Annotated in this window: 19 protein-coding genes; 2 read left to right on the top strand and 17 right to left on the bottom strand. The window is 64.7% G+C overall.

Features of this window, described 5'->3' with window-relative positions:
* Nucleotides 1-50 precede the first annotated feature (50 nt).
* Nucleotides 51-1,763: a thiamine pyrophosphate-binding protein gene (locus U0042_RS19070; protein WP_114813854.1), complete on the top strand. Its 1,713-nt coding sequence runs from the start codon at nucleotides 51-53 to the stop codon at nucleotides 1,761-1,763.
* 192 nt (nucleotides 1,764-1,955) lie between these two features.
* On the opposite strand, the gene U0042_RS19075 is transcribed toward U0042_RS19070, so the two are convergent.
* The 6 genes from U0042_RS19075 to hemE all read right to left on the bottom strand — a co-directional run bounded on the left by U0042_RS19075 (nucleotide 1,956) and on the right by hemE (nucleotide 13,629).
* Nucleotides 1,956-3,104, bottom strand: a complete 1,149-nt coding sequence (locus tag U0042_RS19075; protein ID WP_114813856.1) for a branched-chain amino acid ABC transporter substrate-binding protein — start codon at nucleotides 3,102-3,104, stop codon at nucleotides 1,956-1,958.
* Nucleotides 3,105-3,192: 88 nt separating this feature from the next.
* Complete coding sequence (gene putA / locus U0042_RS19080) at nucleotides 3,193-7,167, bottom strand: trifunctional transcriptional regulator/proline dehydrogenase/L-glutamate gamma-semialdehyde dehydrogenase (protein ID WP_114813858.1); 3,975 nt, start codon at nucleotides 7,165-7,167, stop codon at nucleotides 3,193-3,195.
* 748 nt (nucleotides 7,168-7,915) lie between these two features.
* Nucleotides 7,916-8,161: a hypothetical protein gene (locus U0042_RS19085; protein ID WP_114813860.1), complete on the bottom strand. Its 246-nt coding sequence runs from the start codon at nucleotides 8,159-8,161 to the stop codon at nucleotides 7,916-7,918.
* Nucleotides 8,158-9,612, bottom strand: a complete 1,455-nt coding sequence (locus U0042_RS19090) for a YeiH family protein (RefSeq protein ID WP_114813862.1) — start codon at nucleotides 9,610-9,612, stop codon at nucleotides 8,158-8,160. Before U0042_RS19090 ends, U0042_RS19085 begins: the two co-directional genes overlap by 4 nt.
* 213 nt (nucleotides 9,613-9,825) lie before the next feature.
* Nucleotides 9,826-12,081, bottom strand: a complete 2,256-nt coding sequence (locus tag U0042_RS19095) for a primosomal protein N' (protein WP_114813864.1) — start codon at nucleotides 12,079-12,081, stop codon at nucleotides 9,826-9,828.
* Between the two features lie 423 nt (nucleotides 12,082-12,504).
* Nucleotides 12,505-13,629: a uroporphyrinogen decarboxylase gene (gene hemE, locus U0042_RS19100; protein WP_114813968.1), complete on the bottom strand. Its 1,125-nt coding sequence runs from the start codon at nucleotides 13,627-13,629 to the stop codon at nucleotides 12,505-12,507.
* Nucleotides 13,630-13,763: 134 nt separating this feature from the next.
* On the opposite strand from hemE, the gene U0042_RS19105 reads away from it, so the two are divergent.
* A complete protein-coding gene (locus U0042_RS19105; protein WP_114813866.1) occupies nucleotides 13,764-14,579 on the top strand; it encodes a transporter substrate-binding domain-containing protein in 816 nt (271 codons plus the stop codon).
* 523 nt (nucleotides 14,580-15,102) lie between these two features.
* Here the strand turns inward: U0042_RS19105 and U0042_RS19110 are convergent.
* The 11 genes from U0042_RS19110 to U0042_RS19160 form a co-directional block, all read right to left on the bottom strand.
* The gene (locus U0042_RS19110; protein WP_114813868.1) at nucleotides 15,103-16,848 is read right to left on the bottom strand and encodes an AMP-binding protein; all 1,746 of its coding nucleotides are present in this window, start codon (nucleotides 16,846-16,848) and stop codon (nucleotides 15,103-15,105) included.
* 249 nt (nucleotides 16,849-17,097) lie between these two features.
* Nucleotides 17,098-17,523 carry a F0F1 ATP synthase subunit epsilon gene (locus U0042_RS19115; protein ID WP_017772241.1) on the bottom strand — a complete coding sequence of 142 codons (426 nt, stop codon included), beginning with the start codon at nucleotides 17,521-17,523 and terminating at the stop codon, nucleotides 17,098-17,100.
* A gap of 172 nt (nucleotides 17,524-17,695) precedes the next feature.
* Nucleotides 17,696-19,090: a F0F1 ATP synthase subunit beta gene (gene atpD, locus U0042_RS19120; RefSeq protein WP_114813870.1), complete on the bottom strand. Its 1,395-nt coding sequence runs from the start codon at nucleotides 19,088-19,090 to the stop codon at nucleotides 17,696-17,698.
* Between the two features lie 106 nt (nucleotides 19,091-19,196).
* The gene (atpG, locus tag U0042_RS19125) at nucleotides 19,197-20,081 is read right to left on the bottom strand and encodes a F0F1 ATP synthase subunit gamma (RefSeq protein ID WP_026120934.1); all 885 of its coding nucleotides are present in this window, start codon (nucleotides 20,079-20,081) and stop codon (nucleotides 19,197-19,199) included.
* Nucleotides 20,082-20,175: 94 nt separating this feature from the next.
* Nucleotides 20,176-21,717: a F0F1 ATP synthase subunit alpha gene (gene atpA / locus U0042_RS19130; protein WP_114813872.1), complete on the bottom strand. Its 1,542-nt coding sequence runs from the start codon at nucleotides 21,715-21,717 to the stop codon at nucleotides 20,176-20,178.
* A gap of 48 nt (nucleotides 21,718-21,765) precedes the next feature.
* Entirely contained in the window at nucleotides 21,766-22,305 is a 540-nt protein-coding gene (locus tag U0042_RS19135) for a F0F1 ATP synthase subunit delta (RefSeq protein ID WP_114813874.1), read from the bottom strand.
* A 2-nt stretch (nucleotides 22,306-22,307) separates the two neighbouring features.
* On the bottom strand, nucleotides 22,308-22,778 hold the full coding sequence (locus U0042_RS19140) for a F0F1 ATP synthase subunit B (RefSeq protein WP_114813876.1): 471 nt from the start codon (nucleotides 22,776-22,778) through the stop codon (nucleotides 22,308-22,310).
* A gap of 140 nt (nucleotides 22,779-22,918) precedes the next feature.
* Nucleotides 22,919-23,188 (bottom strand): F0F1 ATP synthase subunit C, encoded by a 270-nt coding sequence (gene atpE, locus U0042_RS19145; protein WP_007180033.1) that lies wholly within the window; start codon nucleotides 23,186-23,188, stop codon nucleotides 22,919-22,921.
* A 77-nt stretch (nucleotides 23,189-23,265) separates the two neighbouring features.
* Nucleotides 23,266-24,117, bottom strand: a complete 852-nt coding sequence (gene atpB / locus U0042_RS19150; RefSeq protein WP_114813878.1) for a F0F1 ATP synthase subunit A — start codon at nucleotides 24,115-24,117, stop codon at nucleotides 23,266-23,268.
* Nucleotides 24,118-24,329: 212 nt separating this feature from the next.
* Nucleotides 24,330-24,899 (bottom strand): ATP synthase subunit I, encoded by a 570-nt coding sequence (locus U0042_RS19155; protein ID WP_419150531.1) that lies wholly within the window; start codon nucleotides 24,897-24,899, stop codon nucleotides 24,330-24,332.
* Between the two features lie 387 nt (nucleotides 24,900-25,286).
* Nucleotides 25,287-26,393 (bottom strand): sodium:proton antiporter, encoded by a 1,107-nt coding sequence (locus U0042_RS19160; RefSeq protein ID WP_114813881.1) that lies wholly within the window; start codon nucleotides 26,391-26,393, stop codon nucleotides 25,287-25,289.
* Between the last annotated feature and the right edge of the window lie 70 nt (nucleotides 26,394-26,463).

A 26,463-nucleotide genomic window follows, 5' to 3' on the forward strand; every position in this document is an offset into this window, starting at 1 on the left:
CGCGCTCGAGCCCCACGCGCAGGACCAATCATTCAGGAGGCTTCACCGCAATGCCGCAGCCGAACGTTCTCACCCCTTCTTCCTCCGATACGACGACGGGCGCGCGCCTCATCGTCGATGCACTGCTCGGCCACGGCGTTGACCGCGTGTTCTGCGTGCCCGGCGAGAGCTTTCTCGCCGTGCTCGATTCGCTGCACGACGAGACAGAGCGCATCCAGACCGTGGTCTGCCGCCATGAAGCCGCGGCGGCCAACATGGCGGAGGCGGTCGGCAAGCTGACGGGGCGGCCCGGCGTCGCGATCGTCACACGCGGACCGGGCGCGACGCACGCGTCCATCGGCGTTCACACGGCGTTTCAGGACTCCACGCCGATGATTCTGCTGATCGGTCAGGTCGCTCGCGAGCATCTGGACCGTGAGGCTTTCCAGGAAATCGACTACCGCCGCATGTTCGGGCAGATGGCCAAGTGGGTGGCGCAGATCGACGACGCGCGGCGCATTCCCGAGTATCTGAGCCACGCGTTTCACACCGCGACGTCGGGCCGCCCGGGTCCGGTCGTACTCGCTTTGCCCGAAGACGTGCTGAGCGACATCTGCCCGGCACAGCCGCCCGCGCCGCCTTATCAGCGTGTGGCGGCGTCGCCGTCCCGCGCGCAGATGGAGCGGCTGCACGCGCTGCTCGAAGCCGCACAGCGGCCGTTCGTCATCGCAGGCGGCAGCGGCTGGACGCCCGCGGCCTGCGCGAACCTCACGCGCTTCATCGAGAACTGGCGCCTGCCCATCGGTCTCGCGTTCCGCTATCAGGACACGCTCGACAACGAGCATCCGAACTATGCGGGCGACGTCGGGCTCGGCGTGAATCCGGCGCTCGCGCAACGCATCCGCAGTGCCGACCTGCTGCTCGCGTTCGGCCCGCGCCTTGGCGAAGCGACGACCGGCGGCTACACGCTGCTCGACATTCCGAAGACGAAGCAGACGCTCGTTCACGTCCATCAGGGCGCGGAAGAGTTGGGCCGAGTCTACGCGCCGGAACTGCCCATCGTCTCCGGCATGCCGGAACTCGCCGAACTGCTCGCGGAACTGCAGCCTTCGAAGGAGCCCGTGTGGTCGGGCAGCGCCGCAGAGGCACACAGCGCCTACCTCGAATGGCGCAAGCCGAGGCCGATGCCCGGCGACATCCAGTTGGGCGAGATCATGCAGCAGTTGCGCGCGCGGCTGCCCGAAGACGCCATCGTGACGAACGGTGCGGGCAATTACGCGACGTGGCTGCATCGCCATTTCTCGTACCGTCATTTCCGCTCGCAGCTCGCGCCCACGAGCGGTGCGATGGGCTACGGCGTGCCCGCGGCGATTGCGGCGAAGTCGCTGTATCCGCAGCGCACGGTGGTGGCGTTCGCGGGCGACGGCTGCTTCATGATGGCCGCGCAGGAACTGGCCACGGCGATGCAATACGGGCTCGCGGTGCTCTTCATCGTGGTGAACAACGGGCATTACGGGACGATCCGCATGCATCAGGAGCGCACGTACCCGGGCCGCGTGCATGGTACGGGGCTCACGAACCCCGACTTCGCCGCCTTCGCGCGCGCCTTCGGCGCACACGGCGAAACGGTGGAGCGCACGGCGGACTTCCTGCCTGCACTGGAACGCGCGCTGGGCTCGGGGCTGCCGGCATTGCTCGAATTGCGCGTGCCGCAGGACGCCAGCACGCCGGCCGCCACGCTCGGCCAGTTGCGCGAACAGGCGTTGAAGGCGCGCGGCGGCTGAAGTCTATAGCCCGTTGCGCGGATTCACCCGCGCGGCACCGCCTGGCTAGTCGTGCGAGCCCAAAAAGAAAGCCCCGCAGGCCAATGCCTGCGGGGCTTTTCTTTATCGCGACTTCACAGCAGCGCTTGCGAAAAAACGTACGGCCAGGCTGATCGATCGGTCAGGCCGTGCACGCTAACGCAAGCACGCAGCTTACTTGCCGCCCACGCTTTCTAGCGTCGTCCACTTGCCGTCGACGACCTTGTACAGCGTGATGCCGCCGTTCTTCAGGTCGCCCTTCGAGTCGTAGGCGAGCTGCTTCGTCGTCACGGCCGGCATGTCGGTCTTCGCGAGGAACGGCAGGTACTTCGCCGGCTCGGTCGAGTTCGCCTTCTTCATTGCCGTGAAGAGCGCCATCGCGCCGTCGTACGCGTACGGCGAGTAGGTCTGCACGTCTTCGCCGAAGCGCTTCTTGTACTTCTCCGTGTAGTCCTTGCCGCCCGGCATTTCGTCCAGCGGCAGGCCCGCCAGCGACGCCACCGTGCCGTTCGCCGCTTCGCCCGCGATCTGCAGGAAGGTCGGCGTGTGGACCATTTCGCCGCCCATCAGCGGGGCCTTCACGCCCAGCGCCTTCATCTGCTTGACCATCGGCGCGGCTTGCGAGTCGGCGCCGCCGTAGTAGATCAGGTCGGGATTGGCGGCCTTCAGCTTGGTCAGGATCGACTTGAAGTCCACAGCCTTGTCGTTCGTGTATTCACGATCGACGATGGTCGCGCCCGCTGCCTTCGCGGCCTTCTCGAACTGGTCGGCCAGACCCTGGCCGTAGGCCGTGCGATCGTCCACGATCGCGATCTTCTTCATGCCGAGCTTCTTCACCGCGAACGCGCCGGCCACCGAGCCTTGCTGCGTGTCCGAGGTCATCATGCGGAACGTGGTCTTGAAGCCTTGCTGCGTGTATTCCGGCGCCGTCGCCATCGCGATCTCGGGAATGCCGGCGTTCGCGTAGATGCGCGAGGCCGGGATCGTCGTGCCCGAGTTGAAGTGGCCGAGCATGCCCTTGATGCCGTCGTCCACGAGCTTCTGCGCGACGGTGGTGCCCGTGCGCGGGTCGGCCTGGTCGTCGGCGACGTCGAGCACGAAGTGAACCGGCTTGCCGCCGATCACCGGCTTCGTCGCGTTCATGTCCTCAACAGCCAGCGTGATGCCGTTCTGGAAGTCCTTGCCGTAGTGCGCCTGCGCGCCCGTCATCGGGCCCGCGAAGCCGATCTTCACGTCTTCGGCCTGCTGCGCATGCGCGGTCCCCGCCAGCGACATTGCAGCAACCAGCGTTGCGCCTGCCAGCTGTTTCATCGTGTGTTGCATATCTTCTCCTTGATACCAGGTATGGAATGGAGCGGCTTACGGGATCGCCGTGCCGCGTCCTTCTTTGCGCCGATCGGTCCGGGATGACTCAGCCGATCGTCATCAAATTCGCGTTACCACCCGCCGCGGCCGTGTTCACGCTGACCGAGCGTTCCGTGAGCAGGCGTTCGAGCGCGTAGTCTTCGTCGCCGCTCGCGAGCGCATGCGCCGCCACGCCCTGCACCGAGACGATGGGCCCCGGCCGCTTCGCCACTTCCTTCACGAGGGCGAGCAGTTCATCGCTGTCGCCTTCGAACAGCACCGCGTTGAACGCGGCATCGGCACCCTTCTTCACGCTCGCATACGGCTTGAGCGCGGCCGGCAGCGCGGCAACCAGCGCCTCGCCCGCAGCGCCGTCGAAGAGCGCACGGTTGCCCGTGGCGAGCGCCGCCGCGAACTGCGCCCGCGCGCCGCCCGCCGTGGCCGGCACGCAGAGCACCGTGCCGCGCGCGCCGAGCGTGTAGGTGTTGCGCTCGCCGGTCGGACCCGGCAGCACGGCGGTCGCGCCCACGAGCACGTGCTCGAGGTAGCTTTCGCAGCGCGCCGCCAATGCCGGCTCGCGCTCCGCGATCAGCCAGTCGCGCAACGCGGTGAGCGCGGCCTGTGCCGAGTTCGGCGCGGGCGAACCCGCTGCGCCTTGCGCGTCGTCGCTGCTCTCGCCGCCTTGCGGCGCGTCCACGATCAGCGTCTGCGCGAGCGATGCGGGCAAGCCCGCGGGCCGCGTTGCCAGCAGCCGTTGCAGATAGAGCGGGCCACCCGCCTTCGGACCCGTGCCCGACAGACCCTCGCCGCCGAACGGTTGCACGCCCACCACCGCGCCGATCACGTTGCGGTTCACGTAAATGTTGCCTACGTGCGCGCGGCCGACCACATGCGCGATGGTTTCGTCGATACGCGTGTGGATGCCGAGCGTGAGCCCGTATCCCGTTGCGCGGATCTGCTCCAGCAGTCGGTCGAGTTGCGCGCGGCGGTAACGTACCACGTGCAGCACCGGACCGAACACTTCGCGCTTGAGTTCGTCGAGGCTGTCGATCTCGATCAACGTCGGCGGCACGAAGGTGCCTTGCGCGCATGCTTCCGGCATGCTCAGTTGCGCCACCTTGCGGCCCTTCTCGCGCATGGCGGCGATGTGGGTGTCGATGCCGCGCTTCGCGTCGGCGTCGATCACAGGGCCCACGTCCACCGAAAGGCGGTCCGGGTTGCCGATGGTGAGTTCGCGCATTGCGCCGGTGAGCATTTCGAGCGTGCGTTCCGCGACGTCGTCCTGCAGACAAAGAACGCGCAGCGCCGAACAGCGTTGACCCGCCGAATCGAACGCGGACTGCAGCACGTCGGCCACCACCTGCTCCGCGAGCGCCGACGAATCCACGATCATCGCGTTCTGGCCGCCGGTTTCGGCGATCAGCGGAATCGGCCGGCCTTCCGCGTCGAGGCGCTCCGAGAGCGTCTTGTTGATGAGCCGCGCCACTTCGGTGGAGCCCGTGAACATCACGGCGCGCGTGCGCGGGTCGGCCACGAGCGCGGCACCCACGGTCTCGCCGTCGCCCGGCAGCAGTTGCACGGCGCCGGCCGGCACGCCGGCTTCACGCAGAATGCGCACGGCTTGCGCGGCGATCAGCGGCGTCTGTTCAGCGGGCTTGGCGAGCACGGTGTTGCCCGCGGCCAGCGCCGCCGCCACCTGGCCCATGAAGATCGCGAGCGGGAAGTTCCACGGGCTGATGCAGACCACGGGACCGAGCGGGCGATGCGTGTCGTTCGAGAACTCGCTGCGGATCTGCGCCGAGTAGTAGCGCAGGAAGTCGATGGCCTCGCGAATTTCGGACACCGCGTTCGGCAGCGACTTGCCCGCTTCGCGCACCACGAGCCCCATCAGCGTGTGCATCTGCGCTTCGAGCAGGTCGGCGGCGCGCGCGAGACAATCGGCGCGGGCGTCCACCGGCGTGGCCTGCCAGATGGGCGCGGCGGCCACGGCGTGCGAAAGCGCCGTGTTCACGTGCACGGCCGTGGCTTCCACCACCGTGCCCACGAGGTCGCGATGATCGGCCGGGTTGCGCACGTCGCGCGCCACGCCGCTCACCGTCTCGTTGTCGTCCAGCATGGGCGCCGCACGCCACGGATGATGCGCGCTCGCCAGCAGCGCCGACGAGAGCGACGCGAGCCGATGTTCGTTCGACAGGTCGAGGCCCATCGAGTTGACGCGCTCCGCGCCATACAGATTGCGCGGCAGCGGAATCTTGGGATGCGGCGCGCCCACGGGCGTGACCTTCGCGGCTTCCTCGACCGGATCGGCCACGAGTTCGGCCACCGGCACGGAGGTATCCGCGATGCGATTCACGAACGACGTGTTGGCGCCGTTTTCGAGCAGACGTCGCACGAGGTAAGCGAGCAGCGTCTCGTGCGTGCCGACCGGCGCATAAACGCGGCACGGACGGTTGAGCTTGCCTGCCGAGACTGGACCCGTCACCTCTTCGTACAGCGGCTCGCCCATGCCGTGCAGACACTGGAACTCGTACTGGCCGGGGTAGTAGTTCTGGCCCGCCAGGTGATAGATGGCCGAGAGCGTGTAGGCGTTGTGCGTGGCGAACTGCGGATAGACGGCGTCCGGTGCGGCGAGCAGCTTCTTCGCGCACGCGAGGTACGAGACGTCCGTGTAGATCTTGCGCGTGTAGACCGGATAGCCTTCCAGGCCGTCCACCTGGGCGCGCTTGATTTCGCTGTCCCAATAGGCGCCCTTCACGAGCCGCACCATGATGCGGTGACGGCTGCGGCGCGCCAGGTCCACGATGTAGTCAATCACGAACGGGCAGCGCTTCTGGTACGCCTGCACCACGAAACCGATGCCGTTCCAGCCTTGCAGCTCGGGATCGAAGCAGAGCGCTTCGAGCAGATCGAGCGAGATTTCGAGGCGGTCCGCTTCTTCGGCATCGATGTTGAGCCCGATGTCGTAGCGGCGCGCGAGAATCGCGAGCGAGCGCACGCGCGGCAGCAGCTCCGTCATCGTGCGTTCCTGCTGCGAGCGCGAGTAGCGCGGATGCAGCGCCGAGAGCTTGATCGAGATGCCGGGGCCTTCGTAGATGCCTCGCCCGCCCGCGGCCTTGCCGATGGCGTGAATGGCCTGCTCGTAGGACGCGTAGTAGCGCAGCGCGTCGGCTTCCGTGGTGGCGGCTTCGCCCAGCATGTCGTACGAGTAGCGGAAACCGCGCGCCTCGAACTTGCGGCTGTTCGCGAGCGCTTCGGAGATGTTTTCACCCGTCACGAACTGCTCGCCCATCAGACGCATGGCCATGTCCACGCCCTTGCGGATGAGCGGCTCGCCGCCCCGGCCGATCAGGCGCGTCAGCGCCGACGAGAGGCCCGTTTCGCTATTGGTCGTGACGAGCTTGCCGGTGATCATCAGGCCCCACGTGGCCGCGTTCACGAACAGCGACGGTGCGTGACCGACGTGCGACTTCCAGTCGCCCTTGCTGATCTTGTCGCGAATCAGGGCGTCGCGCGTGGCGCGGTCGGGAATGCGCAGCAGCGCTTCGGCAAGGCACATCAGCGCCACGCCTTCCTGGCTCGACAGCGAGAACTCGTGAATCAGCCCTTCCACGCCTCCGCCCGAGCGCTTCGCGCGCAAGGCTTCGACAAGACGCGCGGCCAGCTTCTGCACGTCCGCGCCGAGGCTGGGCGAAAGACGCGCCTGGCCCATCAGGAACGGCACGCACTCCGGCTCGGGCCGGCGGTACGCCGCGGTGATCGCCGCACGCAGCACGGACTGCGGTTGCACGTTCTGCGCGAATTCGAGGAACGGATGCGAAGCGCTGTCTTCCTCGGCTTCGACGGCGGCGCCGTCGGCGAGGTCGGTTGCACCGTGATGACCGGTGAGCTCGGCGGGCAGCTGGCCGTGCTCGATCTTCTCGAGGTAGGCAAAGATGGCCTGCTTGATGAGCCAGTGGGGGGTGCGCTCGAGACGCGCGGCGGCGTCTTTCAGCCGGGTGCGCAGGAGGTCGTCGACTTTGACGCCGAGGGTGGTGCTCGCCATATTTCGCTCATGAGCCGGTGCGACCGGCCGATACCAAAAAAGTTGGCCGAATCGTACGCCTCCCAATAAAAAGGTGCAACCAAACGGGAACGCGGGTTGCACCGCCTTGAAAGCCTTATGGCACAAGGGTTTTCAGCCGCGCGCACCACGTCGGGGCGCGCTATGCGGAATCAGTATTTTCCCTGATGAGATTCTTTGCGCCGCCGCCCTTATCCAAACGCCGACGCCGCCGTTATACAGCTATGCGCCCTGTCGCACGGTGCTCGACTAAAAGGATTGGCGAAATGGAAAAGTGGATGGTAATTGCTGGCGTGTGGGCGATGTGCGCGACGTGCGCCATCCTGTTTATTCGCGGGGCCTCGTCGGCGGCGGCCCGACCCATCCCCGTAAGGGATTCGTCTGGACGCGACGCGCACGGCCTCATCGACGCGCAGCGCCACGAGAGCTGAAGGGGAGCGGGCACGGCGCGGTCGGTCGCGCCATTGCCCATTCCTGTCAGGCCTCGCTAGCTGCTCGCTGTGAGGGCCGTATGACGGCTGTCAGGCCGCAGCGCGGTTTGTCGAAGGCGAGGCACGCGCAAAGACACAGGCCGGCCGAACGTCTGTCGCCGCGCAACCAGGCGGCGCGCCGCGGACTCGTTCGCAGCGCGCCGGTTCGACCGCGCGGCACGGATGCACGAGCGTACGCCGGCCAGCCAGGCGCGCGATGTGCGGGTGCGGCAACAACCGCGGCTCCGCAGTGGCGGCAATCACGCCGATGCTGATGCCGGCAAGGGCTGGAACTGCGAGCAGGTATCGCGAGGCGAGACCAGGCGATCGTGCAGCGTGCAGAGACGGCTTGCCGCGACAGCGTCCCCGAAACCCGAACCGAATACAGCGAGACCCGCAATGCTCTGCTCCATCGAATGTCGATCGTCCGCACGCAACCGGCAGGCCGCGCAGCACCGCGCCCGCTCCAGTTGCGCCAGCGCGGCGGCGCGGCCTGCCGCACTCATGTTCCCTGCTCCAGGCTATGCCAGTACGGTGCGAACACGTGCGCGGACAGCGCGTAACCGATGGCGATATTGACCGCGACGCCGGCCGTGAACGCCAGAAACGGCTTCAGTCCGGTGGCAGTCAATACGCGCAACCGCGTGGTCAGGCCGATCGACAAAAAGCAGAAGATGAAGGCCCACGTACGCAGCGCCGTGATGGGCGCGACGAATTCGGGCGTCACGACCTTGCGGTAGTCGGCGAGCGAGTAGTGACTCGCGATCCACGTGACGAGCGCCGAGGCCACCACGAAGCCGATCACGAATTTCGGAAAGCGCGCCCAGATTTCGCCGGCATCGGCCTTCGCCTGCACGGCGCCTGCGTCGCGTGCGTCCCAACGCGTCGTCGCGACGATCGCGAGCACGAACGCCCAGATGCCGATCCAGATGTCGCGTCCCACCACCTTCATGAGCGTGAACGCCTGCAACGAAGCTTCGGGGGCGCCCGCAATCGCGCCGCCCGCATGCTTCGCGAAGTCGCCGTAGGCCTGCGCGGCCGCGATGCCGGCGGCGTCCGCGAACTCCGATGTGCCGATCCACGCGCCCGCGAGCGCCGTCGATAACCCAAGCGAGCGCGACACGAACGGCAGCACGAAGATCATGACGATGGCCCACGCGATCACGAGCGTGATGGCAACCGACGCCTGCTCGCGCTTCGCGCGCACGGCGCCCGCAATCGCAATGGCCGCCGACACGCCGCACACCGCGCCGCCCACACCAAGTACGGCGGCGAAGCGTCGCTCGAGCCCCAGCCGCGTCGCCACGAAGAAGATCACGAAGAACGTGACGAGCGAAACGATGCTGGCCTGCGCCACGGCCACGGGCCCGGCCCACACGAGCAACGTGAACGGCAGCGTGGCGCCCAGCAGCACGATGCCCACCTTGATGTAAAACTCCACGCGCAGACCAGCCGAGAACCACTGCGGCAACGTGAACACGTTCGACACGATCAGCCCCAACGCCAGTGCGACGAGCGGCGGTTCCAGGTTGTACTTCGCCGCGCTGACCCACGCGCCGAGCGTGAAGATCAGCACCGAGCCCACGAAAAGAATCAGAAACGACGGCAGGAAGTGCGCGAGGCGCTGCTTGAGCGCCACGACGCTCGCGCCGAACAGCACGGCGAAGACAGCGAAGAGCGCGATGTAGTTGAGTGCGTGCGCGGCAAGATCGTGCACCGCCTGGCCGATGCTCGACCACTTCGCTGGCGCAACCGCGAGCCACTTGATGCTGCCGCCCGAGGCGAACAACGCGTAGGCCGCGACGATGACGACAAAACCGACCCAGACGGCCCACCAGTCCTCGGTGGAAAAAAGACCGCCACCGCGTTGCGTGGCGGTGCCGGCCGCAGCGGCATTCTTCGACCCGGCGTCGCGCGGCTGCGCGCCGGACGGCAGCGTGTGATGTTGATCGCTCATCGCTCTCCCCTGAAGTTAGAGGTTGTCGGCGAGCGCGGTGCGCCGGGTCCAGGCGCGACGGCATGCATGGGACGGCCGGCATTGTTGTGGGATGCATCGCCGATCCGGCGAAATATAGGCGAGCGCGGGCGGGAATCGAAACGATCTTTCGCTCTATGAATATGACCGGCGGGGATATGTGCGGCCCGCTCCGGACGCGCGGCCGACAACAGCTTAGATGTCGAGCGGATCCACCTCGACGCTCCAGCGCAGCACGCCCTTGAGCTGACGCAGTGCCGGCAGCCACGCACGCAGCGTGGCTTGCAGCGCGGCGCGCGAACCGCTTTCGATCAGCAGTTGCGCGCGATGCACGTGCATCACTTTCACGATGGTCATGGGCACGGCGTCGTAGGCGGTGACGCGTTCCGCGGCGGGAATGTCGTGCAGCGCCGCCGCGGCCTGCTGGAGGAACGCGAGCGCGGCATCGAGCGTGCGCCCTTCGGCGCGCAATAGCGCCTGGTAGACGAAAGGCGGCAGATGCGCGTCGCGGCGCTCCGCCAGCGTCGATGTCGCGAAGCCCACGTAGTCGTGACGTGTAAGCGCGTGATAGAGCGCGTGGCGGGCGTAGCGCGTCTGCACCAGCACTTCGCCCGGCAGCCCGGCGCGGCCTGCGCGGCCGCTCACCTGCATCAGCTGCGCGAAAAGACGTTCGCTGGCCCGGAAGTCGTGGGAAAAGAGCGCCGTATCCGCGTTGAGCACACCCACCAGCGAGACGCGCTGAAAATCGTGACCCTTCGCGATCATCTGCGTGCCCACCAGGATATCCACCTCACCCGCGTGCACGTCCGAAAACAGCGCTTCGGCGCTGCCCTTGCGGCGCGTGCTGTCCGCGTCGATGCGCAGCACGCGCGCGCCGGGCACCGCCTGGGCGAGCGCTTCCTCGATACGCTGTGTGCCGCGACCCATGGGCGCGATATCGACGTTGCCGCAGTCCGGGCACGCGCGCGGAATGCGCGATTCCCAGCCGCAATGGTGGCAACGCAACGCACGCTCCGGCTTGTGGAGCACGACGTAGGCGCTGCATCGGGGGCAACCGGCCACCCAGCCGCAGGCGTCGCACGAGAGGATGGGCGCGTAGCCGCGGCGGTTCAGAAACACGAGGCTTTGCTCGCCGCGTTCGAGGCGCGTCTTCATTGCGGCCACGAGCGGCCCGGAGAGCCCTTCGAATGACGCGCGGCCGCGGCGGTGCTCGTCCTCCAGATCGATCAGCTTCACGACCGGCAGCACCGCATCGGCCACCGCCCGGCGTGACAGCGTGAGACGCGTGTAGCGGCCCTGCTCCGCGAGCCACCAGCTTTCCAGCGACGGCGTCGCCGAGCCGAGCACCACCGGCACGTCGAGCTGCTTGGCGCGCCACACGGCAAGGTCGCGCGCGGAGTAACGCAGACCTTCCTGCTGCTTGTACGCGGGATCGTGTTCCTCGTCGACCACGATGACGGCAAGCTTCGGCAACGAAGCGAGCACCGCGAGCCGCGTGCCGAGCACGATGCGCGCGTGGCCCGTGTGCGCCGCGAGCCAGTTGCGCGCGCGTTCGCCCTCGGCGAGACCGCTGTGCAGCGTCACGATGGCGCCTTCAGCGAGCGAGGCGAAGCGCGCGCGGAACGCCGCCTCGAACTGCGGCGTGAGGTTGATTTCAGGCACGAGGACGAGGGCCTGCGCATCCGGGCGACGCTCGAGCAAATGAGCAAGTGCGCGCAGATAGACCTCGGTTTTGCCGCTGCCCGTCACGCCGTGCAGCAGAAACGGCGCGAAGCCGTGGGCGCCGGAGATGGCGTCGAGCGCGGCGGTCTGCTCGTCGGTCAGAACGGGGAGCGCCGTGGGATTCGTGACAGCGACGGGAGCGGCGGCGCTGTGGCCGGCCGCGAACGGGTCGACCACCTCGCGCTCGACCCAGCCGGTTTCGCACCAGGCGTCGAGCACGGCCACGGCCTTGGGATGGAGCGCGCGCGCGTCGGAGGCAAAAAGCGCGTCCTCGGCAAGCAACGCCGCGGCCAGTCGACGCAGCGCGCTCGCTCGCACGGGCAGCGAGTCCGGCAGCGCTTCGCGGCCAGCGGGCAGCGCGCGATACCGCGGCTCGCGCGCGAACAGACGGTCCCAACGGGACGCATCACGCAGCGCCTGCGGCAGCGCCGGCAGCGCGACTTCGCCCAGACCGCGCTGATAGTAATCCGCGGCGAACGCGGCAAGGGCGAGCCAGTCGGCAGAAAGGGGAGGACAACTGCAGCACACGCTCGTGACGTTGCGCAGGCGGTCAGGCGGGACGTCGCTGTGAGCGGTTACTTCGCACACGAGGCCCACCGCTTCGCGTCGTCCGAACGGCACGTTGACCAGCGTGCCGGGCACGGGCGCCGGTCCGTCGCTCGGGCAGCGATAGTCGAACAGCGTGGACAGCGGGTGGTCCAGCGCGACGCGGACAAAGCAGTCCGTCATTGCGCGGCACCTAACATGAGCCAGGTGCGGCGAGTGTTGCCCAGCCCACACTTAAAGTAAAACTTCACTTTCGGCGCTAAGTTAAGGATTCGGCTGAACAAATGCGCTGCGAATAGCGGCGCCCCTGTGGATAACTTTGTTAAGAAGTTCGGGGAGAAGGCCGCCCCGCGGCGTTTGGCCGCTATTCGGCCGCGAAGGCCCGCCCGCCGGGCGCTCCGCGAAAAGCCTTGCCTGTCAAGGGATTGATCAAAATCGGGCCGACCCGGCAAGGACTTTGCAGCGACGAAATGCTCTACCGCGCCGCAACGTGACATGTGTGCATAAGTCAAGTCTTGACAACGCGAAAAGAGCTTGTGGGTGGCCTTTCGCGTCCCCAGTCACCCTGAGGCGCGGAGCCCACTTCATCGCACTGCAACAGAACCGTCACACGGCGGGGCCGGATGGGGTCACCCCGCTCGCGCCGCCCGCCCCCCGAATAGCGCGGCTATGGCGATGCACTTCGTCCACCAGTTCCGCGACGTGTTCCGGCGGCGTGAATTGCGAGATGCCGTGGCCCAGGTTGAAAACGTGGCCCGGATGGTTGCCGAAGCTATCCAGCAGCGCGCGGGCCTCGATGCGGATGGTCGATGGCGGCGAAAACAGCACCGTGGGGTCCAGATTGCCCTGCAGCGCCACGCGGTCGCCCACCAGCTCGCGCGCGCGGCCGAGGTTCACGGTCCAGTCCAGCCCGACGGCGTCCACGCCCGTTGCCGCGATTTCTTCCAGCCACAAGCCGCCGCCCTTCGTGAACGTAATGACGGGCACGCGCTCGCCATCGTGCTCGCGCTTGAGCTGCTTCACGACCTCGCGGATGTAGTGCAGCGAAAAGCGCTGGTAGACGCCATCGGCAAGCGCCCCGCCCCACGTGTCGAAAATCATCACGGCTTGCGCGCCGGCTTCGATCTGCGCGTTCAGGTACGCCGCCACGGACTTCGCGTTGATGTCGAGAATGCGATGCATCAGGTCCGGACGGGCATAGAGCATGGTCTTCACGGTGCGGAAGTCGTCGGAGCCGCCGCCTTCCACCATGTAGCACGCGAGCGTCCACGGGCTGCCCGAGAAGCCGATCAGCGGCACGCGCTGGCGGCCGTGCGCATCGATCAGCGCGCGGCGAATCTGGCGAACGGCGTCGGTCACGTAACGCAGCGTGCTGTCGATATCGGGCACGGCGAGCTTTGCCACGTCCTCTTCGGTGCGCACGGGACGCGCGAACTTCGGCCCTTCGCCGACGGCGAAATCGAGGCCGAGGCCCATTGCGTCAGGAACGGTGAGGATGTCCGAGAACAGGATGGCCGCGTCGAGCGGATAGCGGTCGAGCGGCTGCAGCGTGACCTCAGTCGCGTAATCGGGATTCTTGGCAAGACCGAGAAAGCTGCCGGCGCGGCTGCGCGTAGCGTTGTATTCGGGCAGATAGCGCCCCGCCTGACGCATGAGCCACACCGGCGTGTAGTCGGTGGGCTGTCGCAACAGCGCGCGCAGAAAGGTGTCGTTCAGAAGGGGATGGGCCACGTTGCGGAGCGTCTGTCGCGTGAAAGGCAAAGCCGCATTTTACCCGTACGCCGCCTGGCTATTGCAGGCAAACGCTGCGGGCTATCATCAAGGGCCGCATCGATTCATCGGGTATTCACAAACGAGGAGAGTTCATGAGAAAGAACCGGACCAGCGTTATCGCATCGGGCGCATCGGCCATCGCGTTGCTCGTCGGGACAGCGGGCTGCGCACAGAATCCTGCCGCGCCGCAGAACGAAGCCAGGGCAACATCGCGTCTCGATGAGATTCTTGCGCGCGGCACGCTTCGCGCCTGCACCACCGGCGACTACAAACCCTATTCGTACTACCGGCCGGACGGCCAGTTCGAAGGCATCGACATCGACATGACGCAGTCGCTTGCGAAGTCGCTCGGTGTGAAGGCGGAGTTCGTGAAGACGACGTGGTCGAACCTGATGAACGACTTCGTCGCGAAGTGCGACATAGGTGTGGGCGGCGTATCGACGACGCTGGAAAGACAGAAGCGGGCGTTCTTCACGGAGGCTTATCAGATCGACGGCAAAGCGCCTATCGCGCGATGCAGCGACGTGAGCCGGTATCAAACCGTGGAGCAGATCGATCGGCCCTCGACGCGCGTCATCGTCAATCCGGGCGGCACGAACGAGCGTTTCGCGAAGCAGTTCTTCCCGCACGCGAATCTCACGGTGTATCCGGACAACGTCACGATCTTCAAGCAGATTCTGGCAGGCAAGGCGGATGTGATGGTGACCGATGCCTCCGAAACGCTGTTGCAGCAGAAGCTGAACCCCGGCCTGTGCTCCATTCACCCGGACAAGCCGTTCCAGTACGGCGAGAAGGCATGGCTCCTGCCGCGCGGCGATGTGGTGTTCCAGCAGTACGTCAATCAATGGCTGCATCTGTTGCGCGCCACGGGCGAATATCAGTCAATCTCCGACAAGTGGCTAAAGTAACCGTAAGGGCGCCCGGGCTCGTGCCTTTCCGACCGCTTTTTACGACGCATCGCACGCAATCATTGCCATATGCATGGCGCGCGATGCGGCCTGAATGCGAGTGTTTCTGAGTCACGGAAAAGGATATAAAAAATGACGGTAAATTTGACCGAAAAACATCATAAGGATGGCAAAAAAATCGCGGAGAGCCTTATCTGACGGGCGTTACAACCTGAAACACTTTGTTACCGCGCTACTGGGTTAATTCGCCCACAATGCCCTTCAACGCTTTAACGGTTTCAACACGGATGTGGCCAGGTGTGAGTGTGAGCGGACACGATTCATCGGCCGGTCGGCGCAAGCCGAAGCCCTTCACAGGGGCATCCTTGCTGGAGCCGTGACACGGCCTGGCGGCCATCACGAGCGGCTCCTTCATTGGTCTCCTCGCGCTAACCCCGTAGCGTGTGGTTTTTAGCGGGCTCCAGGCCCGCTTTTTTTTTGCCTTTTTTCGGGCTCCCGAACGTCTCCCTTCGCCCGGAAATCTTCACGCCGTCTTCTGCACCGTGAGATGCAGTTCGTCGATCATGCGCTCGCGCATCACGAACTTCTGGATCTTGCCCGTCACGGTCATCGGCAATTCATCGACGAAGCGCACGTACTTCGGAATCTTGTAGTGCGCAATCTGGCCGCGGCAGAACTCCTGAATCTCTTCGGGCGTGGCCTTCTCTCCCGAGCGCAACACGATCCACGCGCACAGCTCTTCACCATACTTCTGGTCGGGCACACCGAAGACCTGCACGGACTGGATCTTCGGATGGCGGAACAGAAACTCCTCCACTTCGCGTGGGTAGATGTTCTCACCGCCGCGGATCACCATATCCTTCAGGCGACCCACGATGTTGCAGTAGCCTTCGGCGTCGATGGTCGCGAGGTCGCCGGTGTGCATCCACCCCTCGATGATGCTTTCCTTTGTCTTTGCGTCGTCGGCCCAGTAGCCGAGCATCACGGAATAGCCTTTCGTGCAGAGCTCGCCTGTTTCGCCGACCGGCACGATGTTGCCGAGCGGATCGACGATTTTCACTTCCAGGTGCGGTTGAATGCGACCCACCGTCGTCGTGCGCTTGTCGAGCGGATCGGTGGTGGAACTCTGGAACGACACCGGGCTCGTTTCCGTCATGCCGTACGCGATGGTGATTTCGCTCAGGTGCATCGTCGAGACCACACGTTTCATGGTCTCGATGGGACACGGCGAACCGGCCATGATGCCGGTGCGCAGACGCGAGAGATCGAACGTCGCGAAATCGGGATGATCGAGTTCCGCGATGAACATCGTGGGCACGCCATGCAACGCCGTGCATCGCTCTTCGGCGACGGCCGCCAGCGTAGCGCGCGGATCGAATGCTTCGCCGGGAAACACCATGTTCGCACCCACCGAAACGCATGCGAGCACGGCCAGCACCATGCCGAAGCAGTGATAAAGCGGCACCGGAATGCAGAGGGCGTCTTGCTCGGTGAGTCGCATCGCCATCGCGATGAAGCGCGCGTTGTTCACGACGTTGCGATGCGTGAGCGTGGCGCCCTTCGGGTTGCCGGTCGTGCCGCTGGTGAACTGGATGTTGATCGGATCGTGACGGTCCAGCGTGGCGCCGATGGCATCGAGCGTTGCCTTGCCATGCTGCTCAAGCCACACCCGGCCGCGCTCAACCATGTCCGAGACGGTGAGCATGCCGGGCGTTTCGGTGTCGCACATGCGGATCACCATGCGCAGGTCCGGCAGTCGCGCGGCATGCAGGTCACCCGGCGTTGCGCTCGCCAGTTCAGGGGCAAGCTCCTGGAGCATCTCCAGATACATCGACGTCTTGAATCGCTCGGCCGAAATGATGGCCTTGCATCCCACCTTGTTGAGCGCGTATTCGAGTTCGTGCAGCCGATACGCAGGATTGATGTTCACGAGCACGGCGCCGATGCGCGCCGTCGCGAATTGAGTGAGCAGCCATTCCACGCGGTTCGGCGACCAGATGCCGACCCGCTCGCCCTTCACGATGCCAAGCGATGCAAGCCCGGCAGCGAGCACGTCCACCTCGTCGGCGAACTCGCGCCATGTCCAGCGAATGTCTTGCTCGCGGAACACCACGGCAGGCCGGTCGGGAAAGCGTTGGACAGTGTCGAACAGGAACTGCGCGATCGTCGCCTCGCTGAGCGGAATATCGGTTGCGCCGCGCACGTACGAAAGGCCGTCTTTCGGTTCGATGCATGCGGACGCGTCGCCGCCTGCAGCTTGCGTTGCCATGGTGATGTCTCCGTGAGAGGTGGACTCTCTATTGAAATGAATTTGAAACCGATTCTGCCACTGCTCCATGACGCCACGGCATCAAGTGTTACCCGCAGCGTGGTCGTGGTCGATGGAGGCGCTCGCATCGTTGGCGGCCATTCAGCCGCAACGGACACTCGATTTTGCTGACCTTTCCGTAAACGTCAAGAGTGGACGAAAAAAAAGCAGCCACGAAGGCTGCTTTCTTTGACCATCGTCGCCGAGCGATCAGTGCTGACCGCGCAGCTTGCGCAGACGCTGGATCGCAGCGAGCTGTGCCGTCGCGTACGCGAGCTCCGCCTGGGCGGTGGCGTACTCGATGTTCGAGCCGGTGTTCTGCAGCGCCTCTTCCGCGCGCTTGCGGGCCTGCTCGGCCTTCGCCTCGTCGAGGTCCTTGCCGCGAATCGCCGTGTCGGCCAACACCGTCACTGCGCCCGGCTGCACTTCGAGGATGCCGCCGGCGACGAACACAAACTCTTCCTCGCCGTTCTCAGCCTCGATGCGCACCGCACCCGGACGAATCCGCGTGATGAGCGGCGTGTGGCCCGGCAGAATGCCAAGCTCGCCCGCCTCGCCCGGGAGCGCGACGAATTTCGCCTGGCCCGAGAAGATCTGCTCTTCCGCGCTGACGACGTCTACCTTGATCGTTGCCATATGTGTCGACTCCTGCCGACGAGTGTGAGCGCTTCGCGCTCGCTCTCGTCCATGCAAAGCTGGTTGAGCGTAGGACGGGGCGCTGCGTTGTGTCCGGGTCTTCGTCGCGTTCCGCGTACGGCTGCGGCGTGACGAAAACCGGCGCGGCGCCCTGCTTCGTTACACCCGACCGTTACTGGATCTTCTTGGCCTTCTCGAAGGCTTCGTCGATCGTGCCGACCATGTAGAACGCCTGCTCCGGCAGGTGGTCGCACTCGCCTTCCACGATCATCTTGAAGCCGCGGATGGTTTCCTTCAGCGGCACGTACTTGCCAGGCGAGCCCGTGAACACTTCGGCAACGTGGAACGGCTGCGACAGGAAACGCTGGATCTTCCGCGCACGCGCCACCGACAGCTTGTCTTCCGGCGACAGTTCGTCCATGCCCAGAATCGCGATGATGTCGCGCAGTTCCTTGTAGCGCTGCAGCGTTTGCTGCACGCCGCGCGTGATCGTGTAGTGCTCTTCGCCGATCACGTTCGGGTCGATCTGACGCGAGGTCGAATCGAGCGGGTCCACGGCGGGGTAGATACCGAGCGACGCGATGTCACGCGAAAGCACGACCGTTGCGTCCAGGTGGCCGAAGGTCGTAGCAGGCGACGGGTCGGTCAAGTCGTCCGCAGGCACGTACACGGCTTGCACCGAGGTAATCGAGCCCGTCTTGGTCGACGTGATGCGCTCCTGCAGCTTGCCCATTTCTTCAGCCAGCGTCGGCTGATAGCCCACCGCCGACGGCATCCGGCCCAGCAGTGCCGACACTTCCGTACCGGCCAGCGTGAAACGGTAGATGTTGTCGACGAAGAACAGCACGTCGCGGCCTTCGTCGCGGAAGTGCTCGGCCATCGTCAGACCGGTCAGCGCCACGCGCAGGCGGTTGCCCGGCGGCTCGTTCATCTGGCCGTACACCAGCGCAACCTTGTCCAGAACGTTGGAGTCCTTCATTTCGTGGTAGAAGTCGTTCCCTTCACGGGTACGCTCGCCCACGCCCGCGAACACGGAGTAACCGCCGTGCTCCTTCGCGATGTTGTTGATGAGCTCCATCATGTTGACGGTCTTGCCCACGCCGGCACCACCGAACAGACCCACCTTGCCGCCCTTCGCGAACGGGCAGATCAGGTCGATAACCTTGATGCCGGTTTCGAGCAGTTCCGTGGAGGGCGCCAGTTCGTCGAACGCCGGAGCCTTCTGGTGGATCGAGCGCTTGTGTTCGCTTTCGATCGGACCGGCTTCGTCGATCGGACGGCCAAGCACGTCCATGATGCGGCCGAGCGTCGGCTTGCCGACCGGCACCGAGATCGGGTTGCCGGTGTTCTTGACCATGAGGCCGCGGCGCAGACCGTCCGATGCACCCAGACAGATCGTACGCACGACGCCGTCACCCAGCTGCTGCTGCACTTCCAGCGTCAGCTCCGTGCCTTCCAGAATGAGGGCGTCGTAGACCTTCGGCATGTGCTCACGCGGGAACTCCACGTCGATCACCGCGCCGATGCACTGTACGATCTTGCCTTCTACCAAAGCAGTTGTACTCATCGCTTTTCCTTTAGATACCTGATTCTTCACTCGCGCTAGGGCGCCATCTCGAGCGCCCGGCTACGGGGACGTTTCGTCTCGCGCCTGTCTGGCCGCACCGTCGCGGTCAGACTGCCGCCGCGCCGCTCACGATTTCCGACAGTTCCTTCGTAATCGCGGCCTGACGGCTCTTGTTGTACGAGAGCTGCAGTTCGTTGATCACGGTCTTCGCGTTGTCCGAAGCGGCCTTCATCGCCACCATCCGCGCCGACTGTTCCGAAGCCATGTTTTCGGCCACGGCCTGGTAGACGAGCGCTTCGACGTAGCGCACCAGCAGTTCGTCCACCACGGCCTGCGGGTCCGGCTCGTAGATGTAGTCCCACGAAGTCTTCGGCGTCGTACCGTCGCCTTCCCTGCTTTCGAAGCGCTCGGCCGACAACGGCAGCAGTTGCTCGATCACCGGCTCCTGCTTCATCGTGTTGACGAAGCGCGTGTACGCGAGATACACCGCCGAGATCTTGCCTTCCGAATACTGGTCGAGCTGCACCTTCACCGCGCCGATCAGCTTTTCGAGGTGCGGCGTGTCGCCCATCTGCACGACGTTCGACACCACCTTCGCGCGGATACGGTTCAGAAAACCGAGACCCTTGCTACCGATCGCCGTTGCCTCGATCGACTTGCCTTCGCCTTCGAGTTCCTTGAACTTGTTCAGCGTGGCACGCAGCACGTTCGTGTTCATGCCGCCGCACAGACCCTTGTCCGTCGTGACGAGAATCACGCCCGCCGTCTTCGCCCCGGTGTTGGCCACCATGAACGGATGACGGTACTCAGGGTTCGCGCTGCTCATGTGCGCAGCGATGTCGCGGACCTTGTCGGCATACGGGCGAGCAGCGCGCATGCGCTCCTGGGCGCGGCGCATCTTGGACGCGGCCACCATCTCCATCGCCTTCGTGATCTTGCGCGTGTTTTGCACGCTCTTGATCTTGCCGCGAATTTCCTTCATTCCAGCCATTGCTTGCTCCTTGATCGAAGCGCGGCGGGTGCACTTGCGTGCCGCCCGCTGCGCCTCCAGGTCCGTTTATCGTTGATGACTCGCGGACAGGGGATCAATATGCGCCGGACTTCTTGAAGTCCTTGATCGCGGCATGCAGCGCGCTCTCGTCGTCCTTCGACAGATCCTTCGTGTCCTCGATACGCTTCACGAGGTCGGCATGGCTCGTCTTCAGGAATTCGCGCAGGCCCTTTTCAAACGCCAGCACGTCCTTCACTTCGAGGTCGTCGAGGTAGCCATTGTTCGCGGCGAACAGCGACACAGCCAGCTCCCACACCTGCAGCGGCAGGTATTGCGGCTGCTTGAGCAGTTCCGTCACGCGACGGCCCCGCTCCAGCTGCTTGCGCGTGGCTTCGTCGAGGTCCGATGCGAACTGCGCGAACGCTGCGAGCTCACGATACTGCGCGAGGTCGGTACGAATACCGCCGGAGAGCTTCTTCACGATCTTCGTCTGCGCCGCACCACCCACGCGCGACACCGACACGCCGGCGTTGATGGCGGGGCGGATACCTGCGTTGAAGAGGTCGGTTTCGAGGAAGATCTGGCCGTCCGTAATCGAGATCACGTTCGTCGGAACGAAAGCGGTCACGTCGCCGGCTTGCGTTTCGATCACAGGCAGTGCCGTGAGCGAGCCGCTCTTACCCTTCACTTCGCCGTTCGTGAACTTCTCGACGTACTCTTCCGAGACGCGAGCAGCACGCTCGAGCAGACGCGAGTGCAGATAGAACACGTCGCCCGGGTAAGCTTCACGGCCCGGCGGACGGCGCAGCAGCAGCGAGATCTGACGATAGGCCCAGGCTTGCTTGGTCAAGTCGTCGTAAATGATCAGCGCGTCCTGGCCGCGATCGCGGAAGTATTCGCCCATCGTGCAGCCCGCGTACGGCGCGAGGTACTGCATCGCGGCCGATTCCGAAGCCGACGCTGCCACCACGATCGTGTATTCGAGCGCGCCCGTTTCTTCGAGCTTGCGCACCACGTTCATGATCGACGAAGCCTTCTGGCCGATCGCGACGTAGATACAGATCAGGTCCTTGCCCTTCTGGTTGATGATCGCGTCGACGGCCACGGCGGTTTTGCCGGTCTGGCGGTCGCCGATGATCAGCTCGCGCTGGCCGCGGCCGATCGGCACCATCGAGTCGATCGACTTCAGACCCGTTTGCACCGGCTGCGACACCGACTTACGCCAGATCACGCCCGGAGCGATCTTTTCGACCGCGTCGGTCAGCTTCGCGTTGATCGGGCCTTTGCCGTCGATCGGGTTGCCCAGTGCGTCGACCACGCGGCCGATCAGCTCCGGACCCACCGGCACTTCGAGAATGCGGCCCGTCGTCTTGACGATGTCGCCTTCCGAGATGTGCTCGTACTCGCCCAGAATCACCGCGCCGACCGAGTCGCGCTCGAGGTTCAGTGCGAGGCCGAAGGTGTTGCCCGGGAATTCGAGCATTTCGCCCTGCATCACGTCCGACAGGCCGTGGATGCGTACGATACCGTCGGTCACGGAAATCACGGTGCCCTGGTTGCGAACGTCCGCGCTCGCTTCAAGGCCCTGGATCCGGCTCTTGATCAGCTCGCTGATCTCAGAGGGATTGAGTTGCATTATTCGCTCCTGATAATCAATTCTGTTGCGTGCCAGCGGGCATGCGCGTCAGGCGGTAAGAGCCGTCTGCATGCGGGCGAGCCGCGCGCGGACCGAGGTATCGAGCACTTCGTCACCGACCGTAACGCGCACGCCGCCGATCAGCGACGAATCGACTTCTACGGTAGGCTTCAGCTTGCGTTGGAACTTGCGTTCGAGGCTGGCGACCAGCAGGTTCAACGGCTCGCCCTCGAGCGGAAATGCGCTGACGATCAGCACATCGGCCGCGCCTTCACGGGCGTTCTTCAACTCTTCGAACTGCTGCGCGATTTCCGGCAACAACTGCAGCCGATGGTTGTCGACGAGCATCTGCACGAAATTCTTCGCCTGCGGGCTGTCCTTCAGCGGAGACTTCACTGCGCTGAGCAGCAGCTCGCTCACCTGCTGACGGCCAACTTTCGGGCTCGATGCGATCGACAGCACTTCGGGCAGACGCGCAACCTGTGCCAGCTCCTCTACGAGCGTGGACCAGGCGGCGATGTCACCAGCTTCGGCCACGCCGAACAGCGCTTCCGCATACGGGCGGGCAACGGTTGCAAGTTCGGCCATGATCAGAGCTCGGCTTTGAGTTGATTGAGCAGTTCGGCATGCGCCGTCTGGTCGATCTCGCGCTTCAGGATCTGCTCGGCGCCCTTCACGGCGAGTGCGGCCACTTCGGCGCGCAGCGCTTCGCGGGCCTTCACGACTTGCTGCTCGGCATCCGCCTTGGCCTGCGCGACGATGCGTGCGGCTTCGGCCTGTGCCTGCGCCTTGATTTCGTCGGCGACCACGACAGCGCGCTTTTCCGCTTCGGCGATACGTTGCTGACCCTCGTTGCGCGCCACAGCGAGTTCTTCGCCGACGCGCTTGTGCGCTGCTTCGAGTTCGTGTTTGCCCTTTTCGGCGGCCGCGAGGCCGTCGGCGATCTTCTTCGAGCGCTCGTCGAGGGCGTTGATCAACGGCGGCCACACGAACTTCATCGTGAACCACGCGAGGATCAGGAACACGACCATTTGCGCAAACAAGGTTGCGTTGAGATTCACGGTGTTTCCTTAAACGTTGCGTTTTTCAGGGAATTGAAACGGCGAGGCGCTCATCGATGCGAACTCGATCAGCGCCCCGGCACCCGTTCCGCCCTGCGCCTCATGCCTGTTATAGACGAGGCGCAACTTTCCGGGGAACCTCAGCCTGCGAGCTTCGAGAGCAGGGGGTTCGCGAACGCAAACAGCATTGCCACACCAACGCCAATCAGGAACGCCGCGTCGATCAGACCAGCCAGCAGGAACATCTTCGTCTGCAGCGGGTTCATCAGTTCAGGCTGACGTGCGCAGGCTTCGATGTACTTGCCGCCCATCAGGCCGATACCGATACAGGCGCCGATTGCACCCAGGCCGATGATGATGCCGATACCGATGGCGGTCAGACCCTGGATGTTGGCGATGAAAGCTTGCATGATCACTCCTTGTTGAAAGTTCTTGGGAACTGGGATTTGGAAATTAACTGAAACTCAAAGCGGTTCTGACGCGCGCGTTAGTGCGAGTCGTGTGCCTGGCCGATGTACACCAGCGTCAGCATCATGAAAATGAACGCCTGCAGCAGCACGATCAGAATGTGGAAGATGGCCCACACGCTGCCGGCGATCACGTGGCCGATGAAGCCAAGCACCGTCGTGTCCGCGCCGAAGGTCCAGATGCTGCCGAGCAGGGCAATCAGCAGGAACAGCAGCTCACCCGCGTACATGTTGCCGAACAGCCGCATGCCGAGCGAAACCGTCTTCGCGACGAACTCGATGATGTTCAGTGCAAGGTTCGGAATCCACAGCAGCGGATGCGAGCCGAACGGAGCGGAGACGAGTTCGTGGATGAAGCCGCCGGCGCCCTTGATCTTGAGGTTGTAATAGATCATCAGCACGAACACGCCGAGTGCGATGCCGATGGTGCCGTTCAGGTCGGCGGTCGGCACGATGCGGTGGTGCGTGATGACGTCCGACAAGCCCAGCCAGCCGATCACGCGGCCCGGCAGGTCGACGGGAATGAAGTCGAGGGAGTTCATGAGCGCGACCCAGACGAACACGGTCAGCGCGAGCGGTGCGATGAATTTGCGATTGCCGTGGATCATCGCCTTCGATTGATCCTCGACCATTTCAACCAGCATTTCGACGGCGCACTGGAAGCGGCCCGGAACGCCGGACGTCGCCTTGCGTGCGGCAAGACGCAGGATCAGGATCGTGACGAGGCCGCACAGAATGGACCAGAACAGCGTGTCCAGATTCCAGACGTGAAGGTCGACGATCGACGTCTGGTGCGAGGTGGAAAAGTTCTGCAAGTGGTGCGCAATGTACTCGGACGGATCCAGAGCGCGCGTGCCTTCGCTAGCTGCCATATTATTAACGCCACCCAAATTGTCGAAAATCGTTTTCCAGCCGCTTCCGCCAGTCCATACATGACGAAAGCGCGCCGCCGCGGACCGTGGGGATCATGTCCACCGCCGGCCGGCCCGCGCTCCTCATGGCCGCCGCAAGCTGAGGCGCCGGCCCGTTGTCTCTTCTGCTGCGCATCGCGTCGCGGCCATTCGCGCCACGCTGCGCTTCGCGCTCAACGCCATGCGAGCGCGATCCAGTACGTCTTTAGCGCGATCAGGTAGGTCACGAGCAGCGGAACCCACTGCACGTCGCGATACCAGAACGCGATGGCAACGAACATCGCGATGGTCGCGCCCATCTTGAACGCTTCGCCGAGCATCCAGTTCATCACCGTGGCACCCGCGCCCGGCGTCTTCAGCCGCGCGGCGAACAGGGCGCCCGGGACCCAACAGATCGCGCCCCCCAGCAACGCTGACAGCGCAGCAGCGCCCGGCGGCTTGTAGAACAGCCACCACACCAGCGTAGCAACCAGGGACAAAACCACTTGCGCAGCCACCACCCGAAAAGGCGTGACGCGCGATGGGCGACTCACATTGGGACCGAACAGCTTTTCGGCTTCGATCCGCGTGAGCGGAACGATGTTGTTGTTATCCTGCTGGTCGGCATCCCACTGCGCGTTGTAGTCGGTGCGGCCGGACGCGGAAGCTGTGTGGTATCCGTCTTGCGTGCCGTCGGCAAATTCCTTTCCGCCCGGCCCGTTCAACGCTTGGCCCGGCCTTCCTTCTGGCCTGTGAGCCGCCATCGCCATGTCCGCAAAAGTCCAGAGTTTTAGCCCGCCCGCTTACGCTGCGCTTACGTGGCTGCCTACCAAATAAATCCGGGCGATTGTAAGCGATAGTTGCAGCCAATTCAAGATTTTAGGTCGCTCAATAAAGCCGTGAAACGAGGCTTCATGATGCGAAAAATTGGCCGCAAAACGGGCCCTCCGCCGCAACTGTAAGGGACGGTGTCAGCGTCTGCGCAACAGGTCGCATGACGGTGGCCATGCGACTGCCGCCGGGGGCCGCATGAGCCAATCGTCCATGTGCCTAGCATAGGGAACGGCCGAGCGCGGACCGATGGCGCACCGTTCGTTGCGATGGAACACGCGCCGACGGCTACTCACAATATCCGCGCAAACGCCTACGCATCAGAAATGCAACAACAACCAGCCGCCCAGTACCGCGCTCACCAGCCAGAACGGCACCGAAACAAGGTGGAACGGCAGCCACGTGCCGCGCTCGCCGGAAAGGCGCACGGCAATCAGATTCGCAAGCGAGCCGATCGCGATGCCGAAGCCGCCCACACTCACACCGAACGCCAGCGCGCGCCAGTCCTTCGTGAATTCAGCCAGCATGATGGCGGCGGGCACATTGCTGATTCCCTGCGACAGCACGGCCCCTGCGACATAAGCGCGCAGCGGCGTACCCAGCCCGATGCGGCCGATCGTGTCGTGCACCCACGGCAGCGCGGCCGCGCTGCGCAACACAATAAACATCAGCACGAAAATGAGCAGCAGCAGCCAGTCGATCTTCAGCACGACGCGCGGACGCCAGAACAGGAAGCCCGCCGCGACGCCAGCGAGCGCGATGCCGGCGCGATGCGCATCGGCGAGCAGCACAAACGCGACAAACAGCACGGCGGCCACGCCGGCCACGCGCCGGTCGACGGCGTGAGGCTCCACGTCCTTCGACAGATCCAGTGGCTTCGCACGAAACCCCACGGCGGTGAGCGCAAAGAGCATCGCCATCAGAACGGCGCACAGCGGCGCGAGCGCCATCACGAAGCGGCCGAACGACACGCCGCTCGTCTGCCAGAGAAAGAGGTTCTGCGGATTGCCGAGCGGCGTCAGGATCGAGCCGGCGTTCACCGCGAGCGCGATATAGATCACGAGCCGCCGCACGGGCAACGGCGTCAGCCGGTTGAGCGACAGGACGAGCGGCACGACGACGAAAAGGGCAACGTCGTTGGTTAGCAGCGTCGACAATGCGGCGGCAAGCGCGATCAGCAGGAACGCAAGCGCCCGCTCGGAATGAATGTAATGCACCACGCGGTGCGCGAGCCACATGAGGAATCCTGAATATTCGACGGCCTTCGTGAGAATCAGGAGTCCCGTCAGCGTGAGCACCGTCTGCCAGTCGATCAGACCTGGCAGCGACGCCCATTCGCGAGGATGGAAAAGCTGCAGCGCGGCGAGCGCGATCACGAGGATCGCGAGAACCGGTTCTTTGGCGACAAGCGCAAGAACGGCACCCACGGGGCCGCCCCGCGTCTTCGCGGTGGGTTCGGAAACTGGCACGGTGGAAACGACCTGAGATGGGCGGTGC

Source organism: Paraburkholderia kururiensis (assembly GCF_034424375.1).
In the GTDB taxonomy this organism is placed as follows: Bacteria; Pseudomonadota; Gammaproteobacteria; order Burkholderiales; family Burkholderiaceae; genus Paraburkholderia; species Paraburkholderia kururiensis_A.